The 24515-nt window shown below is 56.7% G+C and carries 25 protein-coding genes; 18 read left to right on the top strand and 7 right to left on the bottom strand.

The window, feature by feature from the left end; translation table 11 throughout:
- Positions 1 to 15: 15 nt before the first annotated feature.
- From HMPREF2562_RS02210 to HMPREF2562_RS02190, 5 genes are all read left to right on the top strand, one after another.
- The gene (locus HMPREF2562_RS02210; RefSeq protein ID WP_016422604.1) at positions 16 to 1149 is read left to right on the top strand and encodes a TerC family protein; all 1134 of its coding nucleotides are present in this window, start codon (positions 16 to 18) and stop codon (positions 1147 to 1149) included.
- Between the two features lie 31 nt (positions 1150 to 1180).
- Complete coding sequence (pgsA, locus tag HMPREF2562_RS02205) at positions 1181 to 1747, top strand: CDP-diacylglycerol--glycerol-3-phosphate 3-phosphatidyltransferase (protein ID WP_016422605.1); 567 nt, start codon at positions 1181 to 1183, stop codon at positions 1745 to 1747.
- A 24-nt stretch (positions 1748 to 1771) separates the two neighbouring features.
- Positions 1772 to 2314 carry a CinA family protein gene (locus tag HMPREF2562_RS02200; protein WP_070549567.1) on the top strand — a complete coding sequence of 181 codons (543 nt, stop codon included), beginning with the start codon at positions 1772 to 1774 and terminating at the stop codon, positions 2312 to 2314.
- 51 nt (positions 2315 to 2365) lie between these two features.
- On the top strand, positions 2366 to 2800 hold the full coding sequence (locus HMPREF2562_RS02195) for a helix-turn-helix domain-containing protein (protein ID WP_016422607.1): 435 nt from the start codon (positions 2366 to 2368) through the stop codon (positions 2798 to 2800).
- A 141-nt stretch (positions 2801 to 2941) separates the two neighbouring features.
- Positions 2942 to 3769: a PspA/IM30 family protein gene (locus HMPREF2562_RS02190; protein ID WP_005509356.1), complete on the top strand. Its 828-nt coding sequence runs from the start codon at positions 2942 to 2944 to the stop codon at positions 3767 to 3769.
- Between the two features lie 5 nt (positions 3770 to 3774).
- On the opposite strand, the gene HMPREF2562_RS02185 is transcribed toward HMPREF2562_RS02190, so the two are convergent.
- Genes HMPREF2562_RS02185 through HMPREF2562_RS02175 form a run of 3 tightly spaced genes read right to left on the bottom strand, consistent with a single transcriptional unit; the run spans position 3775 to position 5745 of the window.
- Positions 3775 to 4395: an energy-coupling factor transporter transmembrane component T family protein gene (locus HMPREF2562_RS02185; RefSeq protein WP_070549548.1), complete on the bottom strand. Its 621-nt coding sequence runs from the start codon at positions 4393 to 4395 to the stop codon at positions 3775 to 3777.
- On the bottom strand, positions 4392 to 5093 hold the full coding sequence (locus HMPREF2562_RS02180) for an energy-coupling factor ABC transporter ATP-binding protein (RefSeq protein ID WP_049170859.1): 702 nt from the start codon (positions 5091 to 5093) through the stop codon (positions 4392 to 4394). The genes HMPREF2562_RS02185 and HMPREF2562_RS02180 overlap by 4 nt, the downstream gene beginning before the upstream one ends.
- Before the next feature lie 34 nt (positions 5094 to 5127).
- On the bottom strand, positions 5128 to 5745 hold the full coding sequence (locus HMPREF2562_RS02175) for a biotin transporter BioY (RefSeq protein ID WP_049170862.1): 618 nt from the start codon (positions 5743 to 5745) through the stop codon (positions 5128 to 5130).
- 80 nt (positions 5746 to 5825) lie between these two features.
- On the opposite strand from HMPREF2562_RS02175, the gene HMPREF2562_RS02170 reads away from it, so the two are divergent.
- The 5 genes from HMPREF2562_RS02170 to HMPREF2562_RS02150 all read left to right on the top strand — a co-directional run bounded on the left by HMPREF2562_RS02170 (position 5826) and on the right by HMPREF2562_RS02150 (position 10527).
- The gene (locus HMPREF2562_RS02170; RefSeq protein WP_005509697.1) at positions 5826 to 6059 is read left to right on the top strand and encodes a DUF3046 domain-containing protein; all 234 of its coding nucleotides are present in this window, start codon (positions 5826 to 5828) and stop codon (positions 6057 to 6059) included.
- A gap of 316 nt (positions 6060 to 6375) precedes the next feature.
- Entirely contained in the window at positions 6376 to 7479 is a 1104-nt protein-coding gene (gene recA, locus HMPREF2562_RS02165; RefSeq protein ID WP_049170952.1) for a recombinase RecA, read from the top strand.
- Positions 7480 to 7522: 43 nt separating this feature from the next.
- Complete coding sequence (locus tag HMPREF2562_RS02160; RefSeq protein WP_049193012.1) at positions 7523 to 8131, top strand: regulatory protein RecX; 609 nt, start codon at positions 7523 to 7525, stop codon at positions 8129 to 8131.
- 106 nt (positions 8132 to 8237) lie between these two features.
- The gene (gene miaB / locus HMPREF2562_RS02155) at positions 8238 to 9785 is read left to right on the top strand and encodes a tRNA (N6-isopentenyl adenosine(37)-C2)-methylthiotransferase MiaB (RefSeq protein ID WP_049170866.1); all 1548 of its coding nucleotides are present in this window, start codon (positions 8238 to 8240) and stop codon (positions 9783 to 9785) included.
- On the top strand, positions 9778 to 10527 hold the full coding sequence (locus tag HMPREF2562_RS02150; RefSeq protein ID WP_016422614.1) for an Rv2732c family membrane protein: 750 nt from the start codon (positions 9778 to 9780) through the stop codon (positions 10525 to 10527). Before miaB ends, HMPREF2562_RS02150 begins: the two co-directional genes overlap by 8 nt.
- Before the next feature lie 164 nt (positions 10528 to 10691).
- Here the strand turns inward: HMPREF2562_RS02150 and HMPREF2562_RS02145 are convergent, their stop codons facing one another.
- The gene (locus HMPREF2562_RS02145; RefSeq protein ID WP_070437345.1) at positions 10692 to 12056 is read right to left on the bottom strand and encodes a DUF349 domain-containing protein; all 1365 of its coding nucleotides are present in this window, start codon (positions 12054 to 12056) and stop codon (positions 10692 to 10694) included.
- A gap of 161 nt (positions 12057 to 12217) precedes the next feature.
- Here HMPREF2562_RS02145 and HMPREF2562_RS02140 point away from each other — a divergent pair, with 161 nt between their 5' ends.
- The 3 genes from HMPREF2562_RS02140 (at position 12218) to dapF (ending at position 14847) form a co-directional block, all read left to right on the top strand.
- Positions 12218 to 12922: a hypothetical protein gene (locus HMPREF2562_RS02140; protein WP_070546958.1), complete on the top strand. Its 705-nt coding sequence runs from the start codon at positions 12218 to 12220 to the stop codon at positions 12920 to 12922.
- 67 nt (positions 12923 to 12989) lie between these two features.
- Positions 12990 to 13892 (top strand): tRNA (adenosine(37)-N6)-dimethylallyltransferase MiaA, encoded by a 903-nt coding sequence (gene miaA, locus HMPREF2562_RS02135; RefSeq protein WP_049189646.1) that lies wholly within the window; start codon positions 12990 to 12992, stop codon positions 13890 to 13892.
- Positions 13893 to 13923: 31 nt separating this feature from the next.
- Entirely contained in the window at positions 13924 to 14847 is a 924-nt protein-coding gene (dapF, locus tag HMPREF2562_RS02130; protein WP_070549546.1) for a diaminopimelate epimerase, read from the top strand.
- A gap of 60 nt (positions 14848 to 14907) precedes the next feature.
- Here the strand turns inward: dapF and HMPREF2562_RS02125 are convergent, their stop codons facing one another.
- Positions 14908 to 15687, bottom strand: coding sequence for a hypothetical protein (locus tag HMPREF2562_RS02125; RefSeq protein WP_049189638.1), 780 nt, complete (start codon positions 15685 to 15687; stop codon positions 14908 to 14910).
- A gap of 280 nt (positions 15688 to 15967) precedes the next feature.
- Here HMPREF2562_RS02125 and HMPREF2562_RS02120 point away from each other — a divergent pair, with 280 nt between their 5' ends.
- The 5 genes from HMPREF2562_RS02120 (at position 15968) to HMPREF2562_RS02105 (ending at position 21817) form a co-directional block, all read left to right on the top strand.
- On the top strand, positions 15968 to 16225 hold the full coding sequence (locus tag HMPREF2562_RS02120; protein ID WP_016422620.1) for a FeoA family protein: 258 nt from the start codon (positions 15968 to 15970) through the stop codon (positions 16223 to 16225).
- Positions 16226 to 16280: 55 nt separating this feature from the next.
- Positions 16281 to 18254, top strand: a complete 1974-nt coding sequence (gene feoB / locus HMPREF2562_RS02115) for a ferrous iron transport protein B (RefSeq protein WP_070549544.1) — start codon at positions 16281 to 16283, stop codon at positions 18252 to 18254.
- Positions 18255 to 18356: 102 nt separating this feature from the next.
- The gene (locus HMPREF2562_RS10870) at positions 18357 to 18674 is read left to right on the top strand and encodes a FeoC-like transcriptional regulator (protein WP_101687554.1); all 318 of its coding nucleotides are present in this window, start codon (positions 18357 to 18359) and stop codon (positions 18672 to 18674) included.
- 75 nt (positions 18675 to 18749) lie between these two features.
- Positions 18750 to 20357 (top strand): GTPase HflX, encoded by a 1608-nt coding sequence (gene hflX / locus HMPREF2562_RS02110; RefSeq protein WP_141744759.1) that lies wholly within the window; start codon positions 18750 to 18752, stop codon positions 20355 to 20357.
- Between the two features lie 116 nt (positions 20358 to 20473).
- Positions 20474 to 21817 (top strand): uracil-xanthine permease family protein, encoded by a 1344-nt coding sequence (locus tag HMPREF2562_RS02105; protein ID WP_224433128.1) that lies wholly within the window; start codon positions 20474 to 20476, stop codon positions 21815 to 21817.
- Positions 21818 to 21909: 92 nt separating this feature from the next.
- On the opposite strand, the gene HMPREF2562_RS02100 is transcribed toward HMPREF2562_RS02105, so the two are convergent.
- Together HMPREF2562_RS02100 and HMPREF2562_RS02095 are read right to left on the bottom strand one after the other, a co-directional pair.
- The gene (locus tag HMPREF2562_RS02100) at positions 21910 to 22182 is read right to left on the bottom strand and encodes an HPr family phosphocarrier protein (protein WP_016422625.1); all 273 of its coding nucleotides are present in this window, start codon (positions 22180 to 22182) and stop codon (positions 21910 to 21912) included.
- 140 nt (positions 22183 to 22322) lie between these two features.
- The gene (locus HMPREF2562_RS02095) at positions 22323 to 24482 is read right to left on the bottom strand and encodes a PTS fructose transporter subunit IIABC (protein WP_049189641.1); all 2160 of its coding nucleotides are present in this window, start codon (positions 24480 to 24482) and stop codon (positions 22323 to 22325) included.
- Positions 24483 to 24515 lie beyond the last annotated feature (33 nt).

Genomic DNA, 24515 nt, shown 5'->3' with positions numbered 1-24515 from the left:
AGGTCTTTTTTTAATATGCATGTCCCCGCATTGGTATGGATTATCACCATTGTGGTCGTCATGGGTTTTATCGCCTTTGACTTCTATGCACACGTTCGCACGCCGCATAACCCAACTATGAAGGAAGCCGGCATCTGGACCGCTTTCTACGTAGTCTTGGCATTAATTTTCGGCGGAATGGTGTGGTTGTTATGGGATCACCACCGAGGCATTGAGTTTCTATCGGGCTATATCACCGAAAAGGCGCTCAGCGTAGACAATCTATTTGTCTTTGCACTCATCATCGGCGCATTCAAGATTCCGCGCCAGTACCAACAAAAGGTTTTGCTGTTCGGTATTGCGATGGCGCTGGTATTCAGAGGCCTGTTCATTTGGGCTGGTGCGGCAGTTATTGCCAAGTGGTCTGACGTTTTCTACCTGTTTGCAATCTTCCTGATTTACACGGCTATCAAGACGGTGTACGACGAAGCCGTCGATAAGCCGGAACCCGATCCGTCGGATATGAAGCTGATTCAATGGCTGCGTCGAATCGTCCCAATTTCGGACCATTACAACAAGGACAAGCTGACCGTTAAGGAAAACGGCAAGCGTTACTTGACTCCACTTGCCATCGCGCTGGTGTCCATCGGTTTTATCGATGTGATGTTTGCGTTTGACTCTATCCCGGCTATCTACGGCCTGACGGATGAGGCATATATCGTCTTTACTGCAAATGCCCTTGCTCTCATGGGGTTGCGACAGATGTACTTCCTGCTCGACGGTCTGCTGGATCGCTTGGTGTACCTGGCTTATGGCCTGGGTGTCATCCTGGCCTTTATTGGTGTGAAGTTGCTGTTGCACGCACTGCATGAAAACAACCTGCCGTTTATCAACAGCGGTGAGAACGTGTCGGTGCCTGAAGTATCGACCTGGGCGTCGCTGGCGGTCATCGTCATCGTTCTGGTGGTGACTGTCCTGGCATCGTGGCTCAAGAGCAAGCGTGATGAAAACATGGGTGCGATTGCCCTTCCGCGTGTTCACCACGATGATGATGGAAGCCGCGATGGCCTCGGCTCTCACGCCTCCTCTACTTCTGTCAGTGAGGGGTCAACGTCGGCCGGAAGCGAAACTAACGGTTCACACACCGGTAAGAACGAGCCTGGGCGTTAATCGAACACGATTGTGAGATAAGGTAACAACTGTGACTGCTCCAAGTGCTGATACAAGCCGTGTTTCCAACTGGAACTTGCCCAATTTCCTGACCGTGCTTCGCATCCTCGGAGTACCGGTGTTCCTGTGGGTACTTCTTCAGGAGGGCGGCGAAGCCACCAATTGGCGCTGGTGGTCGTTTGTCGTATTCGCGCTTCTGATGGCGACTGACAAGTTGGACGGGCACCTCGCACGTAGCCGTAACCTCATTACCGACTTTGGCAAGATTGCCGATCCGATTGCCGATAAGGCTCTAATGCTGGCTGCGCTGATTGGTATGAACATCATCGACATTCTGCCGTGGTGGGTGACTGTCATCATCGTGATTCGCGAAGGTGGCATCACCATCTGGCGTATGTTCGCCCTGCGTCAGGGGCGTGTTGTTCCGGCTTCTCGGGGCGGCAAGATAAAGACGGTCCTGCAGTCTGTAGCAGTGGGGCTCTTCCTGATGCCAGTGGACTGGTTGTTCTGGCCGTCCTGGATTGTGATGGTTGCCGCCATTGTCGTCACCGTCGGTACTGGTATCCAGTACATTGTGGATGCGCGAAAGGTCTCGTAGAGAAATTAAGTGGAGGGTAAAGCTGTGAACACAGTCGAACGCCTCGCCCAGAGCGACCGAAACGATGACGCTGTTGACGGCGTTTCGTTTCAACTCGTCCAAGCGCTTGCCTCTCGCGGAGAGACTTTTGCAGCCGCAGAATCACTTACCGCAGGTCTTCTCTGCGCCACCGTCGCCTCCGTACCGGGAGCCTCCGCCGTTCTGCGCGGTGGCGTGGTCACCTACGCCACTGACACGAAGGCGTTGCTTGCCGACGTGCCAAAGGATGTTTTGGCCGCATATGGCCCCGTGTCCGAGTTGACGGCCCGGTATATGGCACTTGGAGTGGCGAATAAGACAGTGGCGGACTGGGGGATTTCGCTAACTGGCGTTGCTGGTCCAGCCATGCAGGATGGGCACCCAGTAGGTGAAGTCTGGTGTGGTCTGAAACCGCCGGGGGTTTCGGACCTTGATGGGGTAACCGCTGTTAGGTTGCCGGTGAATAAAGAGGGTTCGCGCGCGGAGATTCGTCGTCAAGCAGTGGTATTGGCGTTAGAACTGTTGTTGCAGAATCTCGACGGTGAGTAGAATTTTTGAAAATTGGGAACAGGTCGGCCTTCTAAAGCGTTAGAGAAAGTGATGACCAACAATACTGCACTTATGACCATTCGCTACCCAGAGGTAGATAGCGCTGCCGCTTTCGAAGCTTCCATGGATGCCACAGCACCGTCGGCGCGGGTGGCTGTAGGGGAGCAGCCTGGATCGGTTGCAAAGTTAACGGCACAGGATTTGGCGGAACGGGGAGAATCCCGTGAGCCACTCCTGCGAGAGGCACTGGGGGAGACGCTGCGTGATATCCGTTCGCGCAGTGGACAGACGCTGCGTGAGCTTTCTGAAAATGCGGCTATTAGCCCTGGTTATTTGTCTGAGCTTGAGCGTGGACGGAAAGAAGTCTCGTCTGAGCTGCTGGCGTCGGTATGCGCGGCGCTTGGTGTGACGGTGTCGGATTTGATGATGGAAGCGGCCACAGCGATGGCTCTGCATTCGGCGAGCCCAGAATTGGCAGCGATGTAGAAATTGGTTGCGCCGGTGGAATTTCATTCCATTGCTCGGGTACTTAGCACCCGAAGACGCTCGGCTTTAGTTAAGATTGGGTGCGCGATAAGCACAGACCTGCTTTGAGGTAGTTGCAATAAGAAAGGTGTATGGGACGCTATGGCTAATCCATTTGTAAAGCTGTGGAATTACTTGATGGCCGCTTTTGATTCCAAGATTGAGGAAAACGCTGATCCGAAGGTGCAGATTCAGCAGGCTATCGAGGATGCCCAGCGGCAGCACCAGGAACTATCGCAGCAGGCAGCGGCGGTGATTGGTAATCAGCGCCAGCTGGAAATGCGCCTTAACCGTCAGCTCGCTGAGATTGAGAAGCTGCAGGGGAACACTCGTCAGGCATTGCAGCTCGCTGACAAGGCTCGTGCTGAGGGGGATACTGCCAAGGCTACGGAGTATGAGAACGCAGCTGAGGCTTTCGCAGCTCAGTTGGTTACTGCTGAGCAGTCGGTAGAAGATTTGAAGGCTCTGCACGATCAGTCGCTGCAGCAGGCGGCTCAGGCTAAGAAGGCCGTCGAGCGTAATTCCATGCAGCTGCAGCAGAAGGTCGCGGAGCGCGCAAAGCTCCTCAGCCAGCTGGAGCAAGCAAAGATGCAGGAGAAGGTCTCTGAGTCCCTGCAGTCGATGAATCAGATTTCTTCGGGGGCTACACCTAATCTGGATCAGGTTCGTGACAAGATTGAGCGTCGTTACGCTAACGCTCTTGGTCAGGCTGAGCTGGCTCAGAACTCGGTTCAGGGGCGTATGGCTGAGGTAGAGGCCGCAGGCGTTCAGCTTGCTGGGCACTCTCGCCTGGAGCAAATCCGCGCAGAAATGAACGGTGGCAACGAGCTCTCTGGTGGCGAGGCTCAGAAGTCCATCGAGGGAAGCGCTGCCTCCAACGTTGACCCTGCTGTTGCTGAGCGCATGCGCCAGCTGCGTGAGGGCAATTAATTCTCCTACTCACCTTCGCCACGTGCGATTAGCGAATCACCCATTGCCTTCGAGCGATTAATGGTTCGGATGACCACAGGTACGCCGAAGGCAATGATTGAGCCGGCAGCCCCTCGTGCTTTTCGAGCCTCCAGTACCTCGGCAGCGGCCATAACCTGAAGCGGAATCATACGCAGCGTCAGCGATAGTGCGAGCGCGATGGTGTCGACTGGTAGGCCGAAACGGGCGAACGGCTTCATCGCAGTGGTCAAAGTATCCATGATGTCGCTGACGCGGGTCGTCAGCGTTAGCAATATTGCCGCTGCGATTGCGGCGAGAAGCGCGAGGAAGGTCGTCAGCGCTTGCTCACCCCCGGCGCGCCACCACAGGAGAAGCGAAAGCAGCGCCAAAATGATTACGGCTCCACGGAGCTGTCGGAAAGCAACCATCGGTGGCACCTTGGCCACCGCATAAGCGAGGGTGACAATTGCCAGGGCAATCGCCCCGCCTAGCCAGGTATCCACGAGAATCCCGGTGAGCAATAAAAATGCGATGACTATGATTAGTTTGGGGGCCGTCGGGAGCCTGTGCGCAGGCGACTTATGGTTGAGGTAAAGCCCTAACGGGACATCGGCCGGATGAATCATGAGCGGCCTTCTTCCGCACGAGTCATATCGCTGACGTATCGGTCAATAACTTCCTTCGGCGCACCGTCGTCGACGATTTCTCCTGCGCTTACACGGATAACTCGGTCGAAGTCCATAAGAAAATCCAGATCATGAGTGACCACGATAATTTGCTGCTCAAGCTGGGCGAAAATACTCCGAATGTGGAGACGATTGCGCAAGTCGAGGAGCGTAGTGGGCTCATCGGCAATAATGGTCGTGGGATTAAGAATTAACACTGCCGCCAGCGCCAGTAGCTGTTTTTGTCCACCCGAGAGCAAGTGTGGCGAGGCGTCAGCATGATCGGCAAGCCCAAACCGCTCGAGGGCTTCCTGCACCAGCTGGTTGCGCTCATCCTTTGGTAGTTTTCGCTTGCGTAGTGAAAAGGCAATGTCCTCTGCGACTGTAGGCATCACAATTTGATTATCCGCATCAGAAAAGATGAAGCCGACATTCTTGCGAATTGCCTTTGCCTGCTTTGCGACATTCATGCCCTCATACGTGACCGTGCCACCAGTGACCGGGCCCAGGCCGTTAATGAGTCGCACCAGCGTGGACTTACCGCCACCGTTTTCGCCGATAATGCCAATGCGCTTCTCTGTGAGAGTTAGCGTGGTCGGCTTCAGTATCTGGCGTCCCGAATAGGTTGCGGAAGCGCGGTCAAAAGCGATGGTGGGCATAGTGCGACTCGAGACCCTTTCTAATTCTGTGGGGTTAATTGCCCGAGGTGGCTGCTTCCTTAACCAAACGACTTTGCTTACGGTTGGCAGCGTCGGGAAGCAAATCAGGGAAAGCCTGCAGTACTGCAGTAGCAATAAGCGCGGCTACGACAACCTTTGCCACGTCGCCTGGGATAAACGGGACGTTGGTAATCAGTGCGTCGGTGAAGCTAAGTCCCATACGCCAAGCCAATCCGACAGATCCGAAGAAGTACTGTAGTAGAACTCCAACGAGGCCCGCGCCGATGAAGACGCTGATTCGTGAAACTTTCGCCCGTGGTGCTTGCTGGGCAATCGCGCCGATTGCGAAACCTGCAATTAAGTAGCCGACAATGTAGCCCACGGTAGGGCCGGGAAGTGCGGCGAGAAGTGGTTTCCAGCCCGCCATGTTTGGGACGCCCACGAGACCAACAGCCAGGAACAGGGTAGTGGCGAGGCCACCGCGTTTGAATCCGAGAATCATCCCGGCCAGTGCGATGCCCATGTTCTGTAGCACGATTGGCACGCCGAGGCCGCCAACGGGAATGGCAATGCCGCCGAGCACGATGATCAGTGCTGCGAAAGCAGCGATAAGAGTGAGGTCATACACCTTGGAATTATTCACAGCTCTCATCTTAAACCCATGGGTTGAGCACTGTTCAGGCAGGGGAGCGGGGATTAGGTTATGAAAAGAGGGTGGCCAGGTAGGTATCAGTGACAGGTATCTTGTACGTTGGTCTCATGCGATTGGCCGATTTTCACAACTTCGTCAACCACGAATTTGGGCCTCAGCACGGCCCGTGGCTGTTGCATTCCCACGTACTGATGGAATATGGAAAAACTCCCGCGGAATTGCTCGAGGACGGGGTCGAACCTCGGGATATCTGGTGGGCGCTGTGTAGGGAACACGATATTCCCGAAGACCGCTGGTACGGTCCTGACGAATAGGTTCCGGCGTAGACGACGGTGAATGCTTGCCGACGGCTCTTGCGTGTCGTTGCCATTCGAACAGGGTTTCGCATATTATCGAAAGTGCTGATGAAGTCAATCCGTCTGATTCGGTATAACTTCCGGGTGTAACCGGCAGTAGAGGTGTCGCGGACCAATTTGGAACCGGAACGGCTAGTTTCGCGCCTAATTAAGTGTGAGCGAAGTTTCTGTTTTGGATGAAAATCGGGAGACACATTCTCTGAGTACGGCTCCAGAACCCGATACCGTACGCGACAATGACCGCGACAATGACAATGAGGAAGAACAACGAACTATGGCTCGTAAGAAGGCTACGGCTTCGAACCAGGGCAATGATCGCCTGAAGGCGCTCGATGTAGCTCTGGCGAATATTGAGAAGGACTTTGGTAAGGGTGCAGTTATGCGCCTGGGGGACGACAATCGTCCTCCAATTCAGGTTATTCCCTCCGGCAATATCGCTATCGACGTGGCCTTGGGCCTGGGCGGGTTCCCGCGTGGTCGTATCGTAGAAATCTATGGTCCAGAATCCTCGGGTAAGACCACAGTCGCACTGCATGCTATTGCAGAGGCGCAGCGGCAGGGCGGTATTGCCGCATTTATTGATGCGGAGCATGCGCTGGATCCGGTTTATGCGCGCAAGCTTGGAGTAGATACGGACAACCTTCTGGTATCCCAACCAGATACCGGTGAGCAGGCACTTGAGATCACAGATATGTTGGTGCGTTCCGGTGCTATTGACATCATTGTGGTTGACTCGGTGGCCGCGTTGACTCCGAAGGCTGAAATCGACGGTGAAATGGGCGATTCCCACGTTGGTCTGCAGGCGCGGTTGATGAGTCAGGCGCTGCGCAAGATGACGGGTGCGCTGTCCCACACCGGTACCACTGCCATCTTCATTAACCAGCTGCGTGAAAAGATTGGCGTCATGTTCGGCTCTCCTGAGACCACCACGGGTGGTAAAGCACTGAAGTTCTACGCTTCCGTTCGCTGTGACGTACGCCGAATTCAGACGTTGAAGGATGGCCAGGATGCGGTGGGTAACCGCACGCGCTTGAAGGTAGTCAAGAACAAGGTGTCGCCGCCGTTCAAGCAGGCAGAGTTTGACATCATCTACGGCGAGGGCATTTCGCGTGAGGGCTCGTTGATTGACATGGGCGTTGATAACGGCATTGTCAAGAAGTCCGGTTCGTGGTTTACCTACGAGGGCGATCAGTTGGGGCAGGGCAAGGAAAAGGCTCGTATGCACCTGCGCGAGAATCCAGAAATTGCCCAGGAAATCGAAGTCAAGATCAAGAAGAAGCTCGGCGTCGGGGAATTCGCGGAGGTCGAGGACGAGACCGATATCGATGCCCCTGTCGATGTCGTGCCGGACATCGACTTCGATGATTTGGAAGACTAGCTAGCTCGAGGCGTAGTGCCGCGACACACGAAAAGTGAGGACCGTGGAGGATCGTAACGGCCGCGATGTGCGGGAGACTATCGAAAAGCTTGCTCAGCAAATTGCGGAAGCTGACGGTAGTTCGCTCTACGATGCGGGTCGTGAGGAATCCAAGGCCCCGATTCGTGCTAAGGCACTGCGCTTGCTCGATCAGCGAATGCGTTCCCGCAAGGAACTCGTAGAAAGGCTCGAGGCAGTCGAGGAGTTTCCAACCTCGATGATTGAAGAAGTCGTTGATGACCTGACCCGAAGTGGATTGGTCAACGACGAGCTTTTCGCATCCGAATGGGTGCGGCAGCGCTTTGCCAGTCGCGGCAAGTCGAAGATGGTTTTGAACCGGGAGCTGCAGGAAAAGGGCATTGATGTTTCACTTCGTGCAGATGCGTTGGAGCAGATTACGCACAACGCGGAAGAAGAAGTCGCCCGGAAGCTAGCGGCGAAGAAAGCGGCCACTATTAAAACAGTGGCACCTGACTTCAACTCCAAGCAAAAGGATTTACGCAAAGTCGTCGGTGTGCTGGCGCGGCGTGGTTTCCCCTCTGAATTGTCCATGAGCATTGCTCGGGATCAGTTAGAAGAGCGATACCGGGAACTCGAAGAGGACACAGATTAGCGCCGGTGCCACCGCACGCCGGATTAGCACGCCGGCTGCGGACCCGTCAGGTTTAAAGGGGTCGCTGATTGGGGAAATGGGCCATAAACAGCTAACCTAAACTGCCGTGACTACCCCTTCTTTGAACTCTCAGCAGCAGTCTTCGCCTCGCACATATGAGGTACGTACGTTCGGTTGTCAGATGAACGTCCATGACTCGGAACGACTGTCTGGCTTGCTGGAAGAAAACGGTTATGTAGCGGCTGCAGAAGGCGATAATCCTGATCTGGTCGTTTTCAACACCTGTGCCGTTCGAGAGAATGCGGACAATCGCCTTTATGGCACGTTGGGACAGCTCAAACCAGTCAAGGATGCTCACCCAGGCATGCAGATTGCCGTCGGTGGCTGCTTGGCCCAGAAGGATAAGGACGTCGTCGTAAAGAAGGCCCCATGGGTGGACGTTGTCTTCGGTACGCATAACTTGGGTTCGTTGCCAGCACTGTTGGAACGCGCCGCTCATAATGACCGGGCTGAAGTCGAGATTAAGGACGCACTGGAAGAATTTCCCTCGGTGCTGCCGGCCAAGCGTGAATCCACTTACGCAGGTTGGGTGAGTATCTCCGTAGGCTGCAACAACACGTGCACCTTCTGCATCGTCCCCAGTTTGCGTGGTAAGGAACGCGATCGTCGTCCAGGCGAGATTCTCGCTGAGGTGCAGGCACTCGTGGAGCAGGGCGTTACTGACGTCACCCTCCTTGGACAGAATGTCAACGCCTATGGTGTTAACTTCGCCGACCCTGACATGGAACGCGACCGCTCGGCTTTTTCCAAGTTGCTGCGCGCCTGCGGCCAGATTGAGGGGTTGGAGCGCGTGCGCTTTACGTCTCCGCACCCAGCTGAGTTCACCGATGATGTCATCGACGCCATGGCGGAGACACCGAACGTGGTTCATCAGCTACACATGCCACTACAGTCCGGTTCCGACCGAGTGCTGAAAGACATGCGCCGTTCCTACCGCACCAAGAAATTCCTGGGAATTCTGGAGAAGGTTAGGGAAAAAATGCCGGATGCCGCCATTACCACTGACATTATTGTCGGTTTCCCAGGCGAGACTGAAGAGGACTTCCAGCAAACTCTCGACGTGGTGGAAAAGGCTCGTTTTAGCTCGGCGTTCACCTTCCAATACTCGCCCCGCCCGGGAACTCCGGCGGCAACCATGGCGGATCAGGTTCCACCACAGGTTGTGAAGGAACGCTATGGTCGGCTGCTAGCGCTTCAGGAGCGTATTTCCGAGGAAGAAAACGCTAAGCTAGTCGGCCGGGAAGTCGAGCTGCTGGTCAGCCAGTCCGATGGCCGTAAGAATGCGGAGACTCATCGCATGTCTGGTCGTAGTCGGGATGGCCGCCTGGTGCACTTCAGCCCGTCGGAAAGCGAACCAGGCATCGTCGACCGCAAGATTCGCCCAGGTGATTACGTGACAGTACGCGTGACCGACTCCGCACCGCACTTCCTCATTGCTGACTCCGGTGTGCTCACACACCGCCGCACTAAGGCGGGCGATAATGTAGAGGTCGGCCAGACTCCGACGACCGCGCCGATCGGAGTTGGTCTGGGCTTGCCAAAGATTGGGCGCCCGGAGAAAACGAGTGTAAGTGAGGGATGCGGCTGTGAGTAGTGACAAGGCTTCGCCGGAAAGTGATATGGAATCCACTAGCGAGCAGTCGGTGGAATCCGCGCAGGCGTTGCGGGTTCAGGAGCGCAAGGCCGCTGGCGAGCTGGATCTCGGCCGTGCGGTGATTCCGATGATGGTTGCCGTCATCGGCCTCATTACGAGTTTCTTCCTTCCGCACTCGGGCGTTGTTTTGGGCTTTGATGTGTTGCTGGATACGGATGTTGCGCATCAGTACTTCACGACTCGACCGGAGCGAATTTACTCCATTCTCGTGGTGGTAGGTGTCTTGCTAGCTATTGCCACGCTGATTACGCGGACGACGATTCTCGCATTCGTCACCTGGTTTTTTGCCTGTATTCAGATGGTCTACTCAGTCTTCGCTGGTTGGATGCGTCAGTCTCGTCCACAGGAACTGGCCGGCGAGGGTATTTCCTTCGGCCTGATGCTCGGTATTTTCTGCAGTTTTCTACTGGCCATCTCCGTGACTTTCATCGCTTTCCGACGTAGTAAGGAGCAGCTCGCAATCGCGACGAAACGTCGCAAGCACGCTGACACCGATCCGGTACTGCGCGCGCAGCAGGTTTACCTGCGGGCGGGCCTGACCCCGAATACGACTACGGATGTTGAGGTCGTCGACGACCGCCGTGAACGCGCTCGCCGACGCAATCGTGTCCAGCAGGGCAGTAGCGCGGATAATGTCTCTCAGCAGACCGGCGAAAAGGACGAACAGGTCAGCGACGAGTAGTGAGACTTTTTAACTAGCGCAGTAAGTATGGGGCTCTCTTCCATTCCGGAAGAGAGCCCCTTACTTTTAACCATCGACGCGTTGCCAGCGCGTAGCTGAGCCAGGATTCTGTTGCGGACGCCGGAGAGCGAGAACCTGCTTCCCCGACACACAACTAGCTTCTGTTAGAGCTCCTTGAGAGTCTCCGCGGCCTGCTCTGCCCACTGTCGCCACTGTTCGGCCTGCTCCCGAGCCTTGGCGGCCTGAGAAGCCTTGCCCTTCGCCTCGAGTTCGGCGGCCTTCTGCTCAAACTCCGCTGCGCGGTTGGCGAACTGCTGGACGCGAGCCTGTGCTTCGGGGTCGGTACGGCGCCACTGCGAATCGGCAGCATCGGAGACGCGCTTTTCCAGTGCGCCAATGCGGTTTTCATACTCACGCACACGACCACGCGGCACAAAGCCGATGGCCTCCCATTTCTCCTGCAACTGACGCAGTTCGTTGCGAGCGTGATCGAGGCCCTTGGACGGATCAATGCGGTCTTCGTATTCAGCCAGCAGTGCGTCCTTGGCCGCAGCGTTTTCCTCGAACTCCTTGTCTCGAGCTTCGTTGACCGCGTTGCGAGCACCAAAGAACTCATCCTGGGCGGCCTTGAACTGCGCCCACAGCTTGTCATCGACCTCGCGTGGGGCTCGACCAGCGGCCTTCCACTCAGCCATCAGGTCACGGAAGGCAGCAGCGGTGCCACCCCAATCAGTGGAGGTCTTCAGGGCCTCAGCTCGCTCAATGATGTCCTCCTTAACGCGGCGAGCAGCCGCACGGTTGCGGTCCAGTTCCGCAAAATGGGCACCGCGGCGGCGGTTGAAAGAATCACGCGCGCGAGAGTAACGGCGCCAGAGTTGATCATCAGTTTTGCGGTCGATGCCGCGAATCTGCTTCCACTCCGTGAGAATCTCGCGGATACGGTCGCCGGCGACCTTCCACTCGGTGGAGTTCTCTGCGAGCTCCTCGGCCTCTGCGGCGAGCTCTTCCTTACGTGCGATGGCGTTCTTACGGCGCTCTGCCTTGTCGTGAGCGACTTTCTCCTCTGCGACGTGGGAGGTGGCAATGACCTCTGCAAGGCGCTTATCCAGCGCATCGATATCGCCGAGAACCGTGGCGGTGGCAAGGCTCTCACGCAGTTCAACTGCGTTGTGAGAAATGGTCTTTGCCTCCTGCGGGTGGGAGACTACACGAGATTCCAGTAGCTCGACCTCGGTGGCCAGATCCTCGTAGCGCTTGCCGTAGTGGGCATAACCCTCTTCTACGGTGCCAGCCTGCCAGGAGCCAATATTGCGTTCGCCGGCGCTGGTGACCAGCCAAACAGTGCCGTCTTCGTCAATGCGGCCAAACTTCTTTGGATCATTGTGGACGGCATGTGCCACAGCGGCCGACCCCGCAGGCGCTGGAGTAGCTCCAGGGGCCTTACGATGAGCCGGCATTGAGCCTGGTCGAGGTCCCGGACGTGGACCCGGGCGTGGACCTGGCTTAGGGGAATTGCTGGTACCGGTCATAGTGGGTAAACCTCTTCCAATCTTCATGCAGAACTGCCGCGCGACACGGCTGCCATCAAACACTTACGGTATGTGCTCGAGTATCCCAAAAATTTTGGCACAGCGCGCGTAACACCGCCGGAATAAGGCATCGACTAGCCCCTCACGGTAGCGTTGAGGACGTGAATTCGCGTTTGCCTCGGCTTGTTATCGTTCCGCGTGCGCTCCTCATCGTCGAGGAGCTGGGTGGTTTTGCGCCCACCGCCACGGAATTGCGCCGTCATGCCCGTGAAACCGTCGCGACGCTGTGGACAGATGACGAACCCGGGGAGCCCGGCGCGGTCGCTATTATCACTGGCAGGATGCAGGCGAAGTCCCCGCACCAGACCAGCGCACCCGACAGTTTTTCTCCGTATGGGGTTGATGTCACGGTGTCAGGCGGAACCGAATTACCTGAGCTGCTGGGACGCTGGCTTATCGAAGACTACGCGCGACGGAATTCTGAAGGACCCACTGGCCGCGTCATTCAGGCAACGTGCTTCGACTCTATCGCTGAGGCACTCGCTGCCGGTCACACGCGTCTGCTTGTGCTTGTCGACGGCGCATTCGGCCTTGCGGACGATTCCCCGGTCGGCGTAATTGAAGGTGCAGCGGAGGTTGATGCGCTGTGCAGTCTAATTGCTGGTCAGGACTGCTCAAGCATTAACGTGGAAAATATTGTGTTTCCAGCTCCCGGCGCGTACGCGGCCGAGTTATGGCAGCAGCTGAGTAAAGCTGCTGAAAGCTGGACGGGGTCTGGAATGACCGTCGTAAAGCGTTCTTACTATGACAGGGCGCCTTACGGCATCGGTTACCACGTGGCCAGCTGGCAGTGTGTTGCGAAGTAAGAGCTCGCGTTTTTAGTTTTTGTGCAGGAGTGTGAACTGGGTAGTGACGGCTTTCGAGAGTGAGAGCTTGCCGGTGCCGATTGCGGTGGTAGGGCCGACGGCGTCGGGAAAGTCGGATTTGGGGCTGGTGCTTGCGGAGCAGCTTGGCGGTGAGGTCGTCAATGTTGATTCGATGCAGCTCTATCGAGGAATGGATATCGGAACAGCGAAGCTGTCGGTGGACCAGCGGCGGGGGATTCCGCACCACCAACTCGATGTGCTGAACGTGACGCAGCCGGCGAGTGTGGCGACGTATCAGCGTGAGGCGGTCGCGGATGTTGAGGCCATTCGCGCGCGGGGGAAAGTCCCCATCCTTGTCGGCGGGTCGATGATGTACGTACAGGCGTTGGTGGACGACTGGCAGTTCCCACCTACGGACCCTGAGGTACGTGCGAAGTGGGAGGCAGTGCAAGACGAGATTGGTCCGGCGGCGTTGCACGATCGGTTGGCAGAGATTGATCCGGATGCGGCGGCAATTATTGAGACCAACGACCCGCGGCGCACTGTCCGGGCTTTGGAGGTCATCGAGCTGACAGGTAAACCTTTTGCAGCGTCGAAGCCGTCGATTGATAAGCCACCGCGGTGGAACACTCGCATATTGGGGTTGCGCACGCAGGCGGAATGGCTAAATCCGCGGATAGAACAGCGTACGCGGGGCATGTTTGCCGCTGGCCTGGTGGAAGAAACTGAGAGTTTGATTGCGCAAGGGTTGCGCGAAGGTGTGACCGCTAGTCGCGCGATCGGCTATGCACAGGTGCTGGACTACTTCGATGGGGTTTACGACCTGGATACGGCTTGTGAACGCACGATTACTGGTACGCGCAGGTATGTGCGACGTCAGCGCTCCTGGTTCAACCGTGATCATCGGATCATGTGGCTAGACGCTGCCGGTGACGTGCCGGGACAGGCGTTTTCCGCACTTGGTCTGTAAGAGATTCGGACCTCCCGCTAGCATCAAGGGCATGGTTTCATTTGCCAAAGGCCACGGTACGCAAAACGATTTCTTGATTTTTCCAGATGATTTGGTGTCGATTGATTTGACCGAATCACTGGTCGCAGCAGTATGCGATCGACAGCGAGGTCTTGGCGCTGACGGCGTCCTGCGGGTTGCCCGTGCGGGGAAACTCGTCGATGCCGGTGTTTTGGCGGCATTGCCGGAGGGCGTTAAAGCCGACGATTGGTTTATGGACTACCGCAATAGTGACGGTTCTATTGCCGAGATGTGCGGGAATGGTGTCCGCGTCTTTGCACACTATATTGCCGCGATTCACAGTCCGGACAGTGTCGTCGACGGAACCTTGCGGGTGGGCACTCGAGCAGGGCTGCGCGCTGTTTCGATTGATGAGCTCAGCCGCAGGCACGCGGTCGTTGGGGTGGATATGGGCCAGCCGGAAGTCCTCGGCCTCGCTACTGCGTTCATTGGTTCGGGCAACAATGCCCAGAAATTCGCCGGGATTGGTGTCGACGTGGGAAATCCGCATTTGGCCTGCGTCATGCCTGGCCTAAATGCCGCCGCTCTGGCGGAGCTGGAATTGGAAGCGGCGGGTAGTGTCGTGAAGCCAGTGCGTGCCGACGAAGCCATGTTCCCGAACGGCCTCAATGTGGAAATTGTCACCCCGCTGGATGCCTCTGATTCGGTGTCCATGCGAGTAATTGAACGCGGAGTTGGTGAGACCCGCTCGTGTGGCACCGGTACGGTTGCGGCAGCTATTGCCGCGCTGGCCGATGCCGGCCGGACTGAGGGGGTTGTGACAGTCAAGGTGCCTGGCGGTGTGGTGACTGTGGATGTCCACAAGGCCAGCAATGCGGATGGGGACTTCTCGGCGACCTTGACCGGACCGAGCGTGATTCACACGCTCGGCGATATTGAGCTGGAAGCCCTGTGACTGGTAGCTATTGCTGCAGGAGCACTAGCGGGGTAGTGGAAGCGGTGGGGAATCAGCGGACTAGTGTCCGCCGCAGCCACCGTCGCCACAACCACAGCCGCCATCGCCACAGCCGCCTCCGCAACCTTGAGGCGGAATGATCTCACCGGTCAGTGAGAAAGTACCGGAAACGACCATGCCTGGCTGGGGAGCTTCGTCGCCGCCGGGGACAAGTACGTCCATAGGAGTCGGCAGAGCAAGGTTGAGCACCCAGAACTTCTTGCCGGTTAGCTCATTGACATGCTTGCGGGAGTTATTGATAACACCAGCCAGTTTCACGGTTGCGCTAGGCGATGCCTTCCCGACCTGATCTCCGACAATTGCCTTAGCACCTTCGAAGTCCAATGTTGTCGGGGTTGCCCCGGTGCGCTTCTCGTACTCTTCGATGGATGCGTCGAGGGTGAAATCAGTTGCTAGAGCTGATAGCGCGACATGCTCAAAAGTCTGAGTTCCGGCATCAACAATCATTGGCCCCTGTGACAGCAGGCAGGTAGCGACCTCGATGACCTTGTCAAAGTTATCCGAGGAGGGATCATCCTCGACGATTTCCACGAGCGCCAAGACATCGTCCACGCTGGATACATGGGCAGTGACGGTCGGGCTGCCCGCGAAGCCGGCGTAGGTAGAAAATGGTTCAACACCCAGGATGTGCAGACGCGCACCAGAGGAATCTTCGAAACGGACCAGCTGGCCACCGCGGACCTCGCCGATGACCGACAGATTGTCACTAGCGATCGCGGCTTCCATCGCGTCTCGCCAGCTGGGGTAGTCCATGCCAATGCTTCGCAAGTCAGTAGTCATACTTTTCGATGATACTTCCCATATCTTCATCTGCGAACTAACGAATCGCACGTGAGCACATTGTGCTCTGGGGTACCTAGAAGCATTCCTGCACGCCGCGGCAACTATTCGGATGGGACTAACAATTCTGCCACGCTAAATAGGTAAAGGTTAAGTGTGGCATAAATAACTTTCCTTAGGTGTGCCGGGTTTATTCCATTTAGGCATGCCTAAGAGTAAGCTCATCTCTGTAAACACGATTTGCTTAGCTTAATTCTTATCTATATAAGCGAGGTTTCTCATGCTCGGATTGCGGTCTCGAAAACAGTCGGATGACATTCAGTCGCTTGCCGACGTCCCGGTGGGGGTAACCGTCACTCTGGGAGCGTCGCATGTGGATGAGCGCCTGTGCCGCAGGCTTTCGCAACTGGGGCTTCGCCCTGGAATGAGTGTCACTGTGGGACGGAGTACGAGCGGCGGTGGGCGAATCGTCCATGCTGGCGCAACGCGCTACGCCATCGATGCCAGCACGCTGCACAAGATGTCCGTCGTGGGTTAGGTCCCCTACATCTCTTTTCTCACCTCCCTTCTGAAAGTAAACAATGACAACACCTATGGATTCCTCAACGCGAAAATTCGCATCTACGCCCAGCTGCCATGCTTGCAGTGGCGGAGCGCCAGCAAAGGATGGTGCACCTGTTGTCGCAGTGGTCGGCGCACCGAACTCCGGTAAGTCAACACTGTTCAATAGTTTGACTGGTGCGAAAGCGCAGATGGGCAATTGGCCTGGTACGACCGTAGAGGTCAGCCGCGGCGCGTGGAAGACCGATGCCGCTGAGTACGATGTCATCGATTTCCCGGGTGCTTACTCGCTGGATGCCATGAGCCCGGACGAAGAGCTCACTCGCGAGATGCTCATCGAGAAACCGGAAGAAGAACGCCCGGATCTCGTCGTTGTCGTTGTCGACGCCACGGCACTGGGCCGTGGTCTCTACATGGCCGCGGAATTGGCGGAACAGCCCCAGCGCATCGTTCTGGCTCTGACCAAACTAGATGTTGCCAAGGCCAAGGGCATCGATGTGAATCCGGACGCATTGCAGTCAGCTATGGGGATGCCGGTGGTGGCGCTGGATCCCCGTCGTAAAGCGGGAATGGCGCGGTTGGCCGACGCGGTAGCAGCGGCTCTGGACGGATGTAGTTCGGTGTCGTCACCGATTCGCCAGGTCGATGGTGAATCGATTGAACGCCGGGACGACGCACGCTTTGCCGCGATTGATGCGGCGGTTGCGGCATCTACGGGCGGGGTGGAAGATCGCCAGACTTTCTCCGACCGCATTGATAACGTGGTTCTTCACCCGGTGCTCGGACCGATTGTGTTCCTGGCAGTTATGTGGGCAGTCTTCCAAATCACGACGACGGTAGCAGCACCGTTGCAGGACGGTTTGGAAACCCTTATTACCGGTAATTTCGCAGATTTGGTTACCCGTGGATTAGAAGCGGTGGGATGGGACCATCCGATTGTCACCGGGCTGCTTGTAAACGGCATCATCGGTGGTGTCGGCATGGTGCTGACCTTCGTTCCGCTAATGGCACTCATGTTCCTGTGCCTCGCAGTACTCGAGGATTCAGGGTATATGGCGCGTGCAGCCGTGGTGGCGGACCGTGTCATGCGTGCAATTGGTCTTCCGGGTAAGGCATTTATTCCGCTCATCGTCGGCTTTGGCTGTAATGTGCCAGCAATCTCGGCAACACGTGTGCTGAGTAATCCGCGCCACCGCATTTTGACGGCTCTACTGGTTCCGTTTACCTCCTGCTCGGCGCGCCTGACCGTGTATGTCATGTTGGGTGCGGTGTTCTTTCCGGAACACGCGGGCACAGTCGTCTTCGCTATGTACGTGATCTCGATTCTGCTGATTGTTCTGACCGGCCTTGCACTGCGTAAGACCCTGTGGCGCACCATGCCGTCGGAACCGCTGGTCATTGACCTGCCAACCTACCAGCTTCCGACCGCACGGCTGGCACTATCTGTGATGTGGATGCGTCTGAAGGGATTCCTGCAGACCGCTAGTGGAATCATCGTCAGCACCGTCATCGTCGTATGGCTACTGATGTCTATTCCGGTTGTCTCCGGGCACTCCTTTGCCGATGAAGACCTGGCACCGCAGGACTCCGCATACGGTGCAGTCAGCGAAACTATTGCTCCTGTGTTTAACCCGGCAGGATTCGGTACATGGTCTCTGACAGGTCCGTTGGTGACGGGCTTTGTGGCCAAGGAAGCCGTCATTTCTACCTGGGCACAGACCTATGCAGTGGAGGACGTCACCGACTCCAATTCGAGCGAACAGGCCTCCAGCCCGCTCGCGGAGAATATTCGACGTGACTTTGACAATGCATCCGATGGACACGGATTGGCAGCAGTCTGGGCCTATATGATCTTCCTGCTGGCTTACACACCGTGCGTGGCTACGCTCGCGGCACAACGTCGAGAGATCGGCGTGAAGTGGACGGGCTTCGGTTTGCTAGCGCAGCTGGTCGTTGCATGGGCACTGGCCGTGATTGTTTTCCAAGGGTTGAAGCTGTTCCTGTAAAGCCTCGTTGATTCCTAGTAGCTTCGGCAAAGCTACTAAGTCACACTTGCGAACTAGAAATCAGATCCAACAAGAATCGCGATACGGAAAGGAGCTATCGCCGTGGGACTCTTTAGAGCCAGGAAGAATACGACGGTTACTCGTCGGCCTTCAGAAGCCGTTCAGGATGCAATTGCGCAGGGCATTAGCTCCCGACGCAAGATTTGCGAAATCACTGGCCTGCAGCGAGCAACGGTAGACCTCATCCTTGACCGCATGGAACACACCGGCCAACTGCGCCGGGAATCCCTCGGTGGCATGTGCCCAGGCGGAGGTTGTTCCAACTGTGGAATGTCCGACAGTGGTACGTGTGCTGGTGGTAGTTCTAAGAGTGGTCCGGTCGCACTGGTTCTGACACGCAGGCCACCCTCTGCAGCCTAAGTCTTGAGCTTCGGCTCGGTATTCTCCGCACACAATGCGGAGAATTTGGCTTGTCATGCGACAATAGCAGCTAGTATGACGAATTTTTCCAACAACTTTGATGAGGTCAGCGGCGAAACGTCGCAGCAAGCTCGCACCTCGCACGAGATGGACGATTTTTTCATCGACGCTAATGATGCTGGCGAAAACGCTGATAGTGCCTCCGGGGATGCGTTCGCAACGAACGTCGGCACGCAAAGGGAACCTACCGTCGGTGATTTGGATCTGGAGGCGCGTTCCTCTCTGCGCCGGCTGACCAGGTCAGTAGCACATACTGAGTCTGAAGAAGTGATGGTCGAGTACCGTCAGCTCCGACTGGAACGCGTTGTGCTGCTCGGTGTCTGGACATCCGGGACCCTGCAGGAAGCCGAAGTGGCGATGGAGGAGCTCGCCGCACTGGCAGAGACTGCAGGTTCGGAAGTTTTAGAGATGGTGCTGCAGCGTCGCGATAAGCCGGACCCTGGTACTTACGTGGGATCCGGCAAGCTCAACGAGCTTCGCGATATTGTCGCCTCTACCGGCGCAGATACAGTTATTTGCGACGGTGAGCTGTCTCCCGGCCAGTTGGTGGCGCTGGAGGATCGCCTTGACGCCAAGGTTATTGACCGCACCATGCTGATTCTGGATATCTTTGCTCAGCACGCGAAGTCCAAGGAGGGCAAGGCGCAGGTCTCGCTGGCACAAATGCAGTACCTGTACACGCGTCTGCGCGGCTGGGGCGGCAACCTATCGCGTCAGGCTGGTGGTCGCGCGGGCTCCAACGGCGGCGTGGGTCTGCGTGGTCCGGGTGAAACTAAGATCGAAACCGATCGTCAGCGCCTACGCCAAGATATGGCGCGAATCCGCAAGGAATTAGCTGGCATGAAGACTGCGCGTGAGATTAAACGCGCACGTCGTAAGGCTGGACACCTGCCGCGCGTGGCAATTGTCGGCTACACCAACGCGGGTAAATCTTCGTTGCTCAACGCACTGACAGGCGCTGGTGTGCTGGTGGAAGACGCGCTGTTTGCGACGCTGGATCCGACGACTCGTCGCACCAAGCTTCGCGACGGTCGCACGGTGATTATGACCGATACGGTCGGATTTGTTCGCCACTTGCCGACGCAGCTCATTGAAGCTTTTCGCTCGACCTTGGAAGAGGTGCTCGAAGCCGACGTCATCATGCACGTCGTAGACTCCTCTGACCCATTCCCGCTGGAGCAGATTAAGGCTGTCAACAAAGTCATCAACGAAATCGCGGAGGAAGAAAAGGCCGAGATTCCGCCCGAGCTGTTGGTAGTCAACAAGGTGGACAAGGCCGATGGCATCACTCTGGCGCAACTGCGCCACCAGCTCGATGATGCGGTCTTTGTCTCTGCGCGAACGGGTGAGGGGATCGGTGAACTGGAGACCCGACTCGAGCTTGCACTCAATGAGCTGGAGTCTCACGTCCACATGTTGATCCCCTATGACAAGGGCAATATTGTCTCCATGCTCCACGAAGATGCGACCGTGCTGTCGGAGACATGGACAGAGCAAGGCACCCAGATGGATGTGCGTTTGCCCACTAGCCTCGCGGATGAACTGTCGGCATACCACATCGAACCTGCAGAGAATACTGACTTCTCGGCCGACGCGAATGAGGATAGTAGCAACGACGGCTAGTCGGAATAGGGCGAGCGGAGTTGGAATAGGGAGAGCGACAAAGAGCTCCGGCAGTCCTGGGTTTAATGCTGTATCCGTGGCGTGATCTGCGGTGGGCATCCACTAGCATTACAACCATGAATTCTACTTCTGACGCGGAGACCCAACAGGGAACCTCCGCAAATCCGCCTGCTGAAAACGCCGAACGTGGCCGTCTTTTCGGTTGGGATATTCACGGTGACGGTCGAAAGATTGCACCGGGAGCCGTGGTGGCTCCCAACGAACGCCTCGATTGGCCTCGTACAATTGGCATTGGCGCACAGCACGTCATTGCCATGTTTGGTGCAACTCTTCTGGTGCCGCTATTGACTGGTTTCCCAGTCAATACCACACTGCTGTTCTCGGGTATCGGCACGATTGTCTTCCTGCTAATCACCCGAAACCGCTTGCCCTCTTACCTGGGCTCGTCGTTTGCCTTCATCGCACCACTGACCGCGACACAGGCGCAGGGTATTGGTGTTCAGCTCGGTGTCGTGCTCTGCGCCGGCATCGCGCTCATGCTCGTTGGCTGCGTTGTAAAGTTCGCCGGCAAGCGTGTCCTCGATGCAGTGATGCCACCTGCAGTAACCGGTGCCATCGTCGCTCTCATCGGACTTAACCTGGCGCCTGCCGCCACGGAGAACTTCGCCACTCAGCCGTTGGTCGCATTTGTCACGATGGCATCCATTGTCTTCGCAACCGTCGCTGGCCGCGGTATGGTCAGCCGTCTGGGTGTCCTTATCGGCGTACTAATCGGCTGGGTCTTCGCCGCTGCCACTGGAAATCTCTCGCCCGAGGCTACAGAAACTGTCGGCAATGCCGCCTGGATTGGTCTGCCCGCATTCCACGCGCCGGAGTTCCACTTCAATGCGATGCTGATTGGTCTGCCCGTCATCGTAGTACTCATCGCAGAGAATGTCGGTCACGTCAAGGCTGTTGCTGCCATGACCGGCCGAAACCTCGATGACATCGCTGGCGATGCTCTTATTGCAGACGGTCTAGCCACCACCATCGCCGGTTCAGCTGGTGGTTCTGGTACCACTACCTACGCTGAAAATATCGGTGTTATGGCCGCTACCCGTGTCTATTCGACCGCAGCTTACTGGGTGGCAGCTTTCACCGCCATTGCACTGGCTTTCATTCCAAAGTTCGGCGCACTCATCTTGACCATTCCTACCGGCGTGCTCGGTGGGGCAACGATGGTGCTCTACGGCCTGATCGGTTTGCTCGGTGTGCGCATCTGGATGGACGAAAAGGTCGACTTCAACAACCCGGTTAATCTCACCGCTGCCGCCACCGCGCTGATCGCGGGTATCGGCAACCTCACCCTCGACATTGGTTCGCTGACGCTGGAGGGTATTGCTTGGGGGTCGGTCGGCATTATTATCGGCTATCCAATTTTGAACTGGCTCTACAATCGCATCGGCGAGAACCGCTCGTAGGCCACCCGTCCAGGGCAGAATCTCGCACGAATGCTTAACGACGGACCCCGTGACCGTTGCCACGATGTTTCGTCGTTAAGCTCTTTTGCTTTTTAATCGCTCAGGTCTTGGGCGATGAGTTCGGCGATTTTCTCTACCGCAACCGCGTTACTACTGGTCACAGTGACTTCATCGCCGAATTCGGCACCGAGTGCCATGAGCATCAACGAGGATGAAGCATCGGCCGGTTCGTTGTCGGGCTCGTCTGAGTCAAGGAGCTCGACCAGAATTTCTTCCTGAAAACGGGAGGCACGCTCAGCGATGACCGTTGCAGGGCGGGCATGAATACCCACCTTGGAGCCGACGTGGACATGTTGAGTAACCATGCGAGCGGCATCCTGCCTTTCTGCTTCTCGATTTCCTCGATGCCATTTCTGAGCTTAATAGGTTGCCCGGATGGGTTGGGGAATGTTTGCTGAAAATCGTAGAAATGCTCGTTGGGATAAACCAGCCGGTGCGGTAAAAACTACGCTTCCGCTGAAACGTCCGCTTCTAGGTTTTGATTATCGGTGCTGACTTGCCGCGGCCACAGGCTTTTAGCTGCCACAACGAGAATTGCTGCCACTATGCTGCCCAAGACGATTGCAGTAAGCCATGCGACAGGGTTGTCGATTGCAAACAGCACAAAAATACCTCCGTGCGGAACACGTGTGGCCGCACCCAAAGCCATTGAGGTGCCACCGGTGACGGCACCGCCAATCACAATCGACGGAATCACACGTAGCGGATCTGCGGCGGCGAAGGGAATTACTCCCTCTGAAATGAAGGCCGCACCGAGCACCCAGCCCGCTTTGCCGTTTTGACGCTCCGCCGAACTGAACAGCTTTGGTCGGAGCACAACTGCCAGAGATGTAGCCAATGGAGGTACCATGCCCGCCGCCATCACAGCGGCCATGACCTTCCATGATGCGGGATCTGCTGAGGCGATGTTTGCGACGGCAAAAAGATAAGCAGCCTTGTTGATCATTCCGCCCATATCCACGCACATCATTGCGCCGAGAAGACCACCGAACAGGAACGCCGCCGTCGTATCCAGTGATTGCAGCCACTGCTGCAGAGCCGTCATCAGCCACGCCAGCGGCATCCCGAGCAGCAGGTACATGGTGAGCCCAACGGACATAGCGCCGAGCATAGGAATCACGACAACCGGCATCAGCGGTCGCAGCCAGTCCGGGACTTTCATCCTCAACAGTAGGGCTACAACTAGTCCCGCCAGGATGCCTGTCACCAGGCCCCCAAGGAAGCCGGCGCCAACCGTGACCGCGATGGCACCGCCAATAAAGCCTGGTGCAATGCCGGCTCTGCCAGCCATGCCAAAGGCGATATAAGCACTCATTACAGCCACAATGACCTGCATGCCGTGGTTGCCAATGGCAAAAAGCGCCGAGCCGAGATACAGCCACAGCCCACTACGATCAATTAGCACGGTGCCGAGATCTTCTGTCGGCACAGCAATCGGGGCATCGAGTCCGATAATCTCCGGCAGCCGCAAATCCCTAGTCACGGCGTCAGCTACTACACCAACCTGATGACCGCCGACGAGGAATCCCAGCGCAATCAACAACCCCGATGCGGCCACGAACGGCACCATATAGCTGACACCGGTCATAATGGCATCACGAACCCAGTGTCCGAAGGCTTTGTCACCGCCTAACGATGATTTATGTGCCCCCACCTTCGTAGTTGCTTGTACCCTCTCAGATGAAGGGTCTGCGCCTGTAGTACCGGTTTGCGAACCGGCCTCCTTGTCGTGGTCATCCTTAGGTTGCGGCGCCTTTCGGTCGTAGGCGCGAACCCGTGATTGTTCTGCTTTTGCCTTCGCTTGTTTAATAACCGCAGTAGGTTCATTGACTGCCTTACGAATTGGCACTTTGACCTGTGGTTTATCGCTGAAGCGCTTAAGCCCCGTAACCCCAATATCGGCTGCGATTACTAGCACGTCGGCCCGGACAATTGCCTCTGCGGGGGCTTCCTGGGTTCCTGCCGAGCCCTGCGTCTCTACAGTTAGTGTGACATCAGACATGCTTTCTGCCGCGCCAGTAAGCGCTTCGGCTGCCAAATAAGTGTGTGCGATGCCCGTGGGGCAGGCCGTGATGGCGACGATATTGGTCTTCGCCGGAGGTTTTTTCGCTTTCCGACGAGGCGCTTTGGTGACGTGCTCGCTAATGATCCGGGCAGTCTCTTCATCGCTTTCAGCACCGCGAAGAGCTGCGCGAAACCCCTTATCGCGAAGTGCTTTTGCGAGTGCGGCCAGAATATCGACGTGGACATCGCTGTTACTAGATGGGACACCAATGAAAAAGAGCAGGTCCGCCGGCCCATCTGGTGTGGTGAATTCTGTAGCGCTGGTTAAGCGGGCAAACATCAGGGTCGGCTTCGACCAGTCCTCATGGCGGCAGTGGGGGATGGCTATCCCTCCCGACAGACCTGTCGGGGCCTTCTCTTCGCGTTCGAGGGCTGCTGCGACGATGCCGTTGCTGTCGGTGGCGCGGCCGGTCTCTACAGCTTTAGCGATGAGATAGTTAAGGATCTTCTCCTTTTGCGGACCGATATCTAGGTCAAGGAACACTGTCGACTCATCGGCTAGGTCTGATGCAATAGCGGAAAAATCTGCCGAAGAAGACATGGTTTTCTAATGCTCCTTATCTAGGCATCGAAA

Origin of the sequence: Corynebacterium sp. HMSC077G07, assembly GCF_001809225.1 — a bacterium.
In the GTDB taxonomy this organism is placed as follows: Bacteria; Actinomycetota; Actinomycetes; order Mycobacteriales; family Mycobacteriaceae; genus Corynebacterium; species Corynebacterium jeikeium_D.
This window is presented reverse-complemented; position numbering and strand designations above follow the sequence as displayed.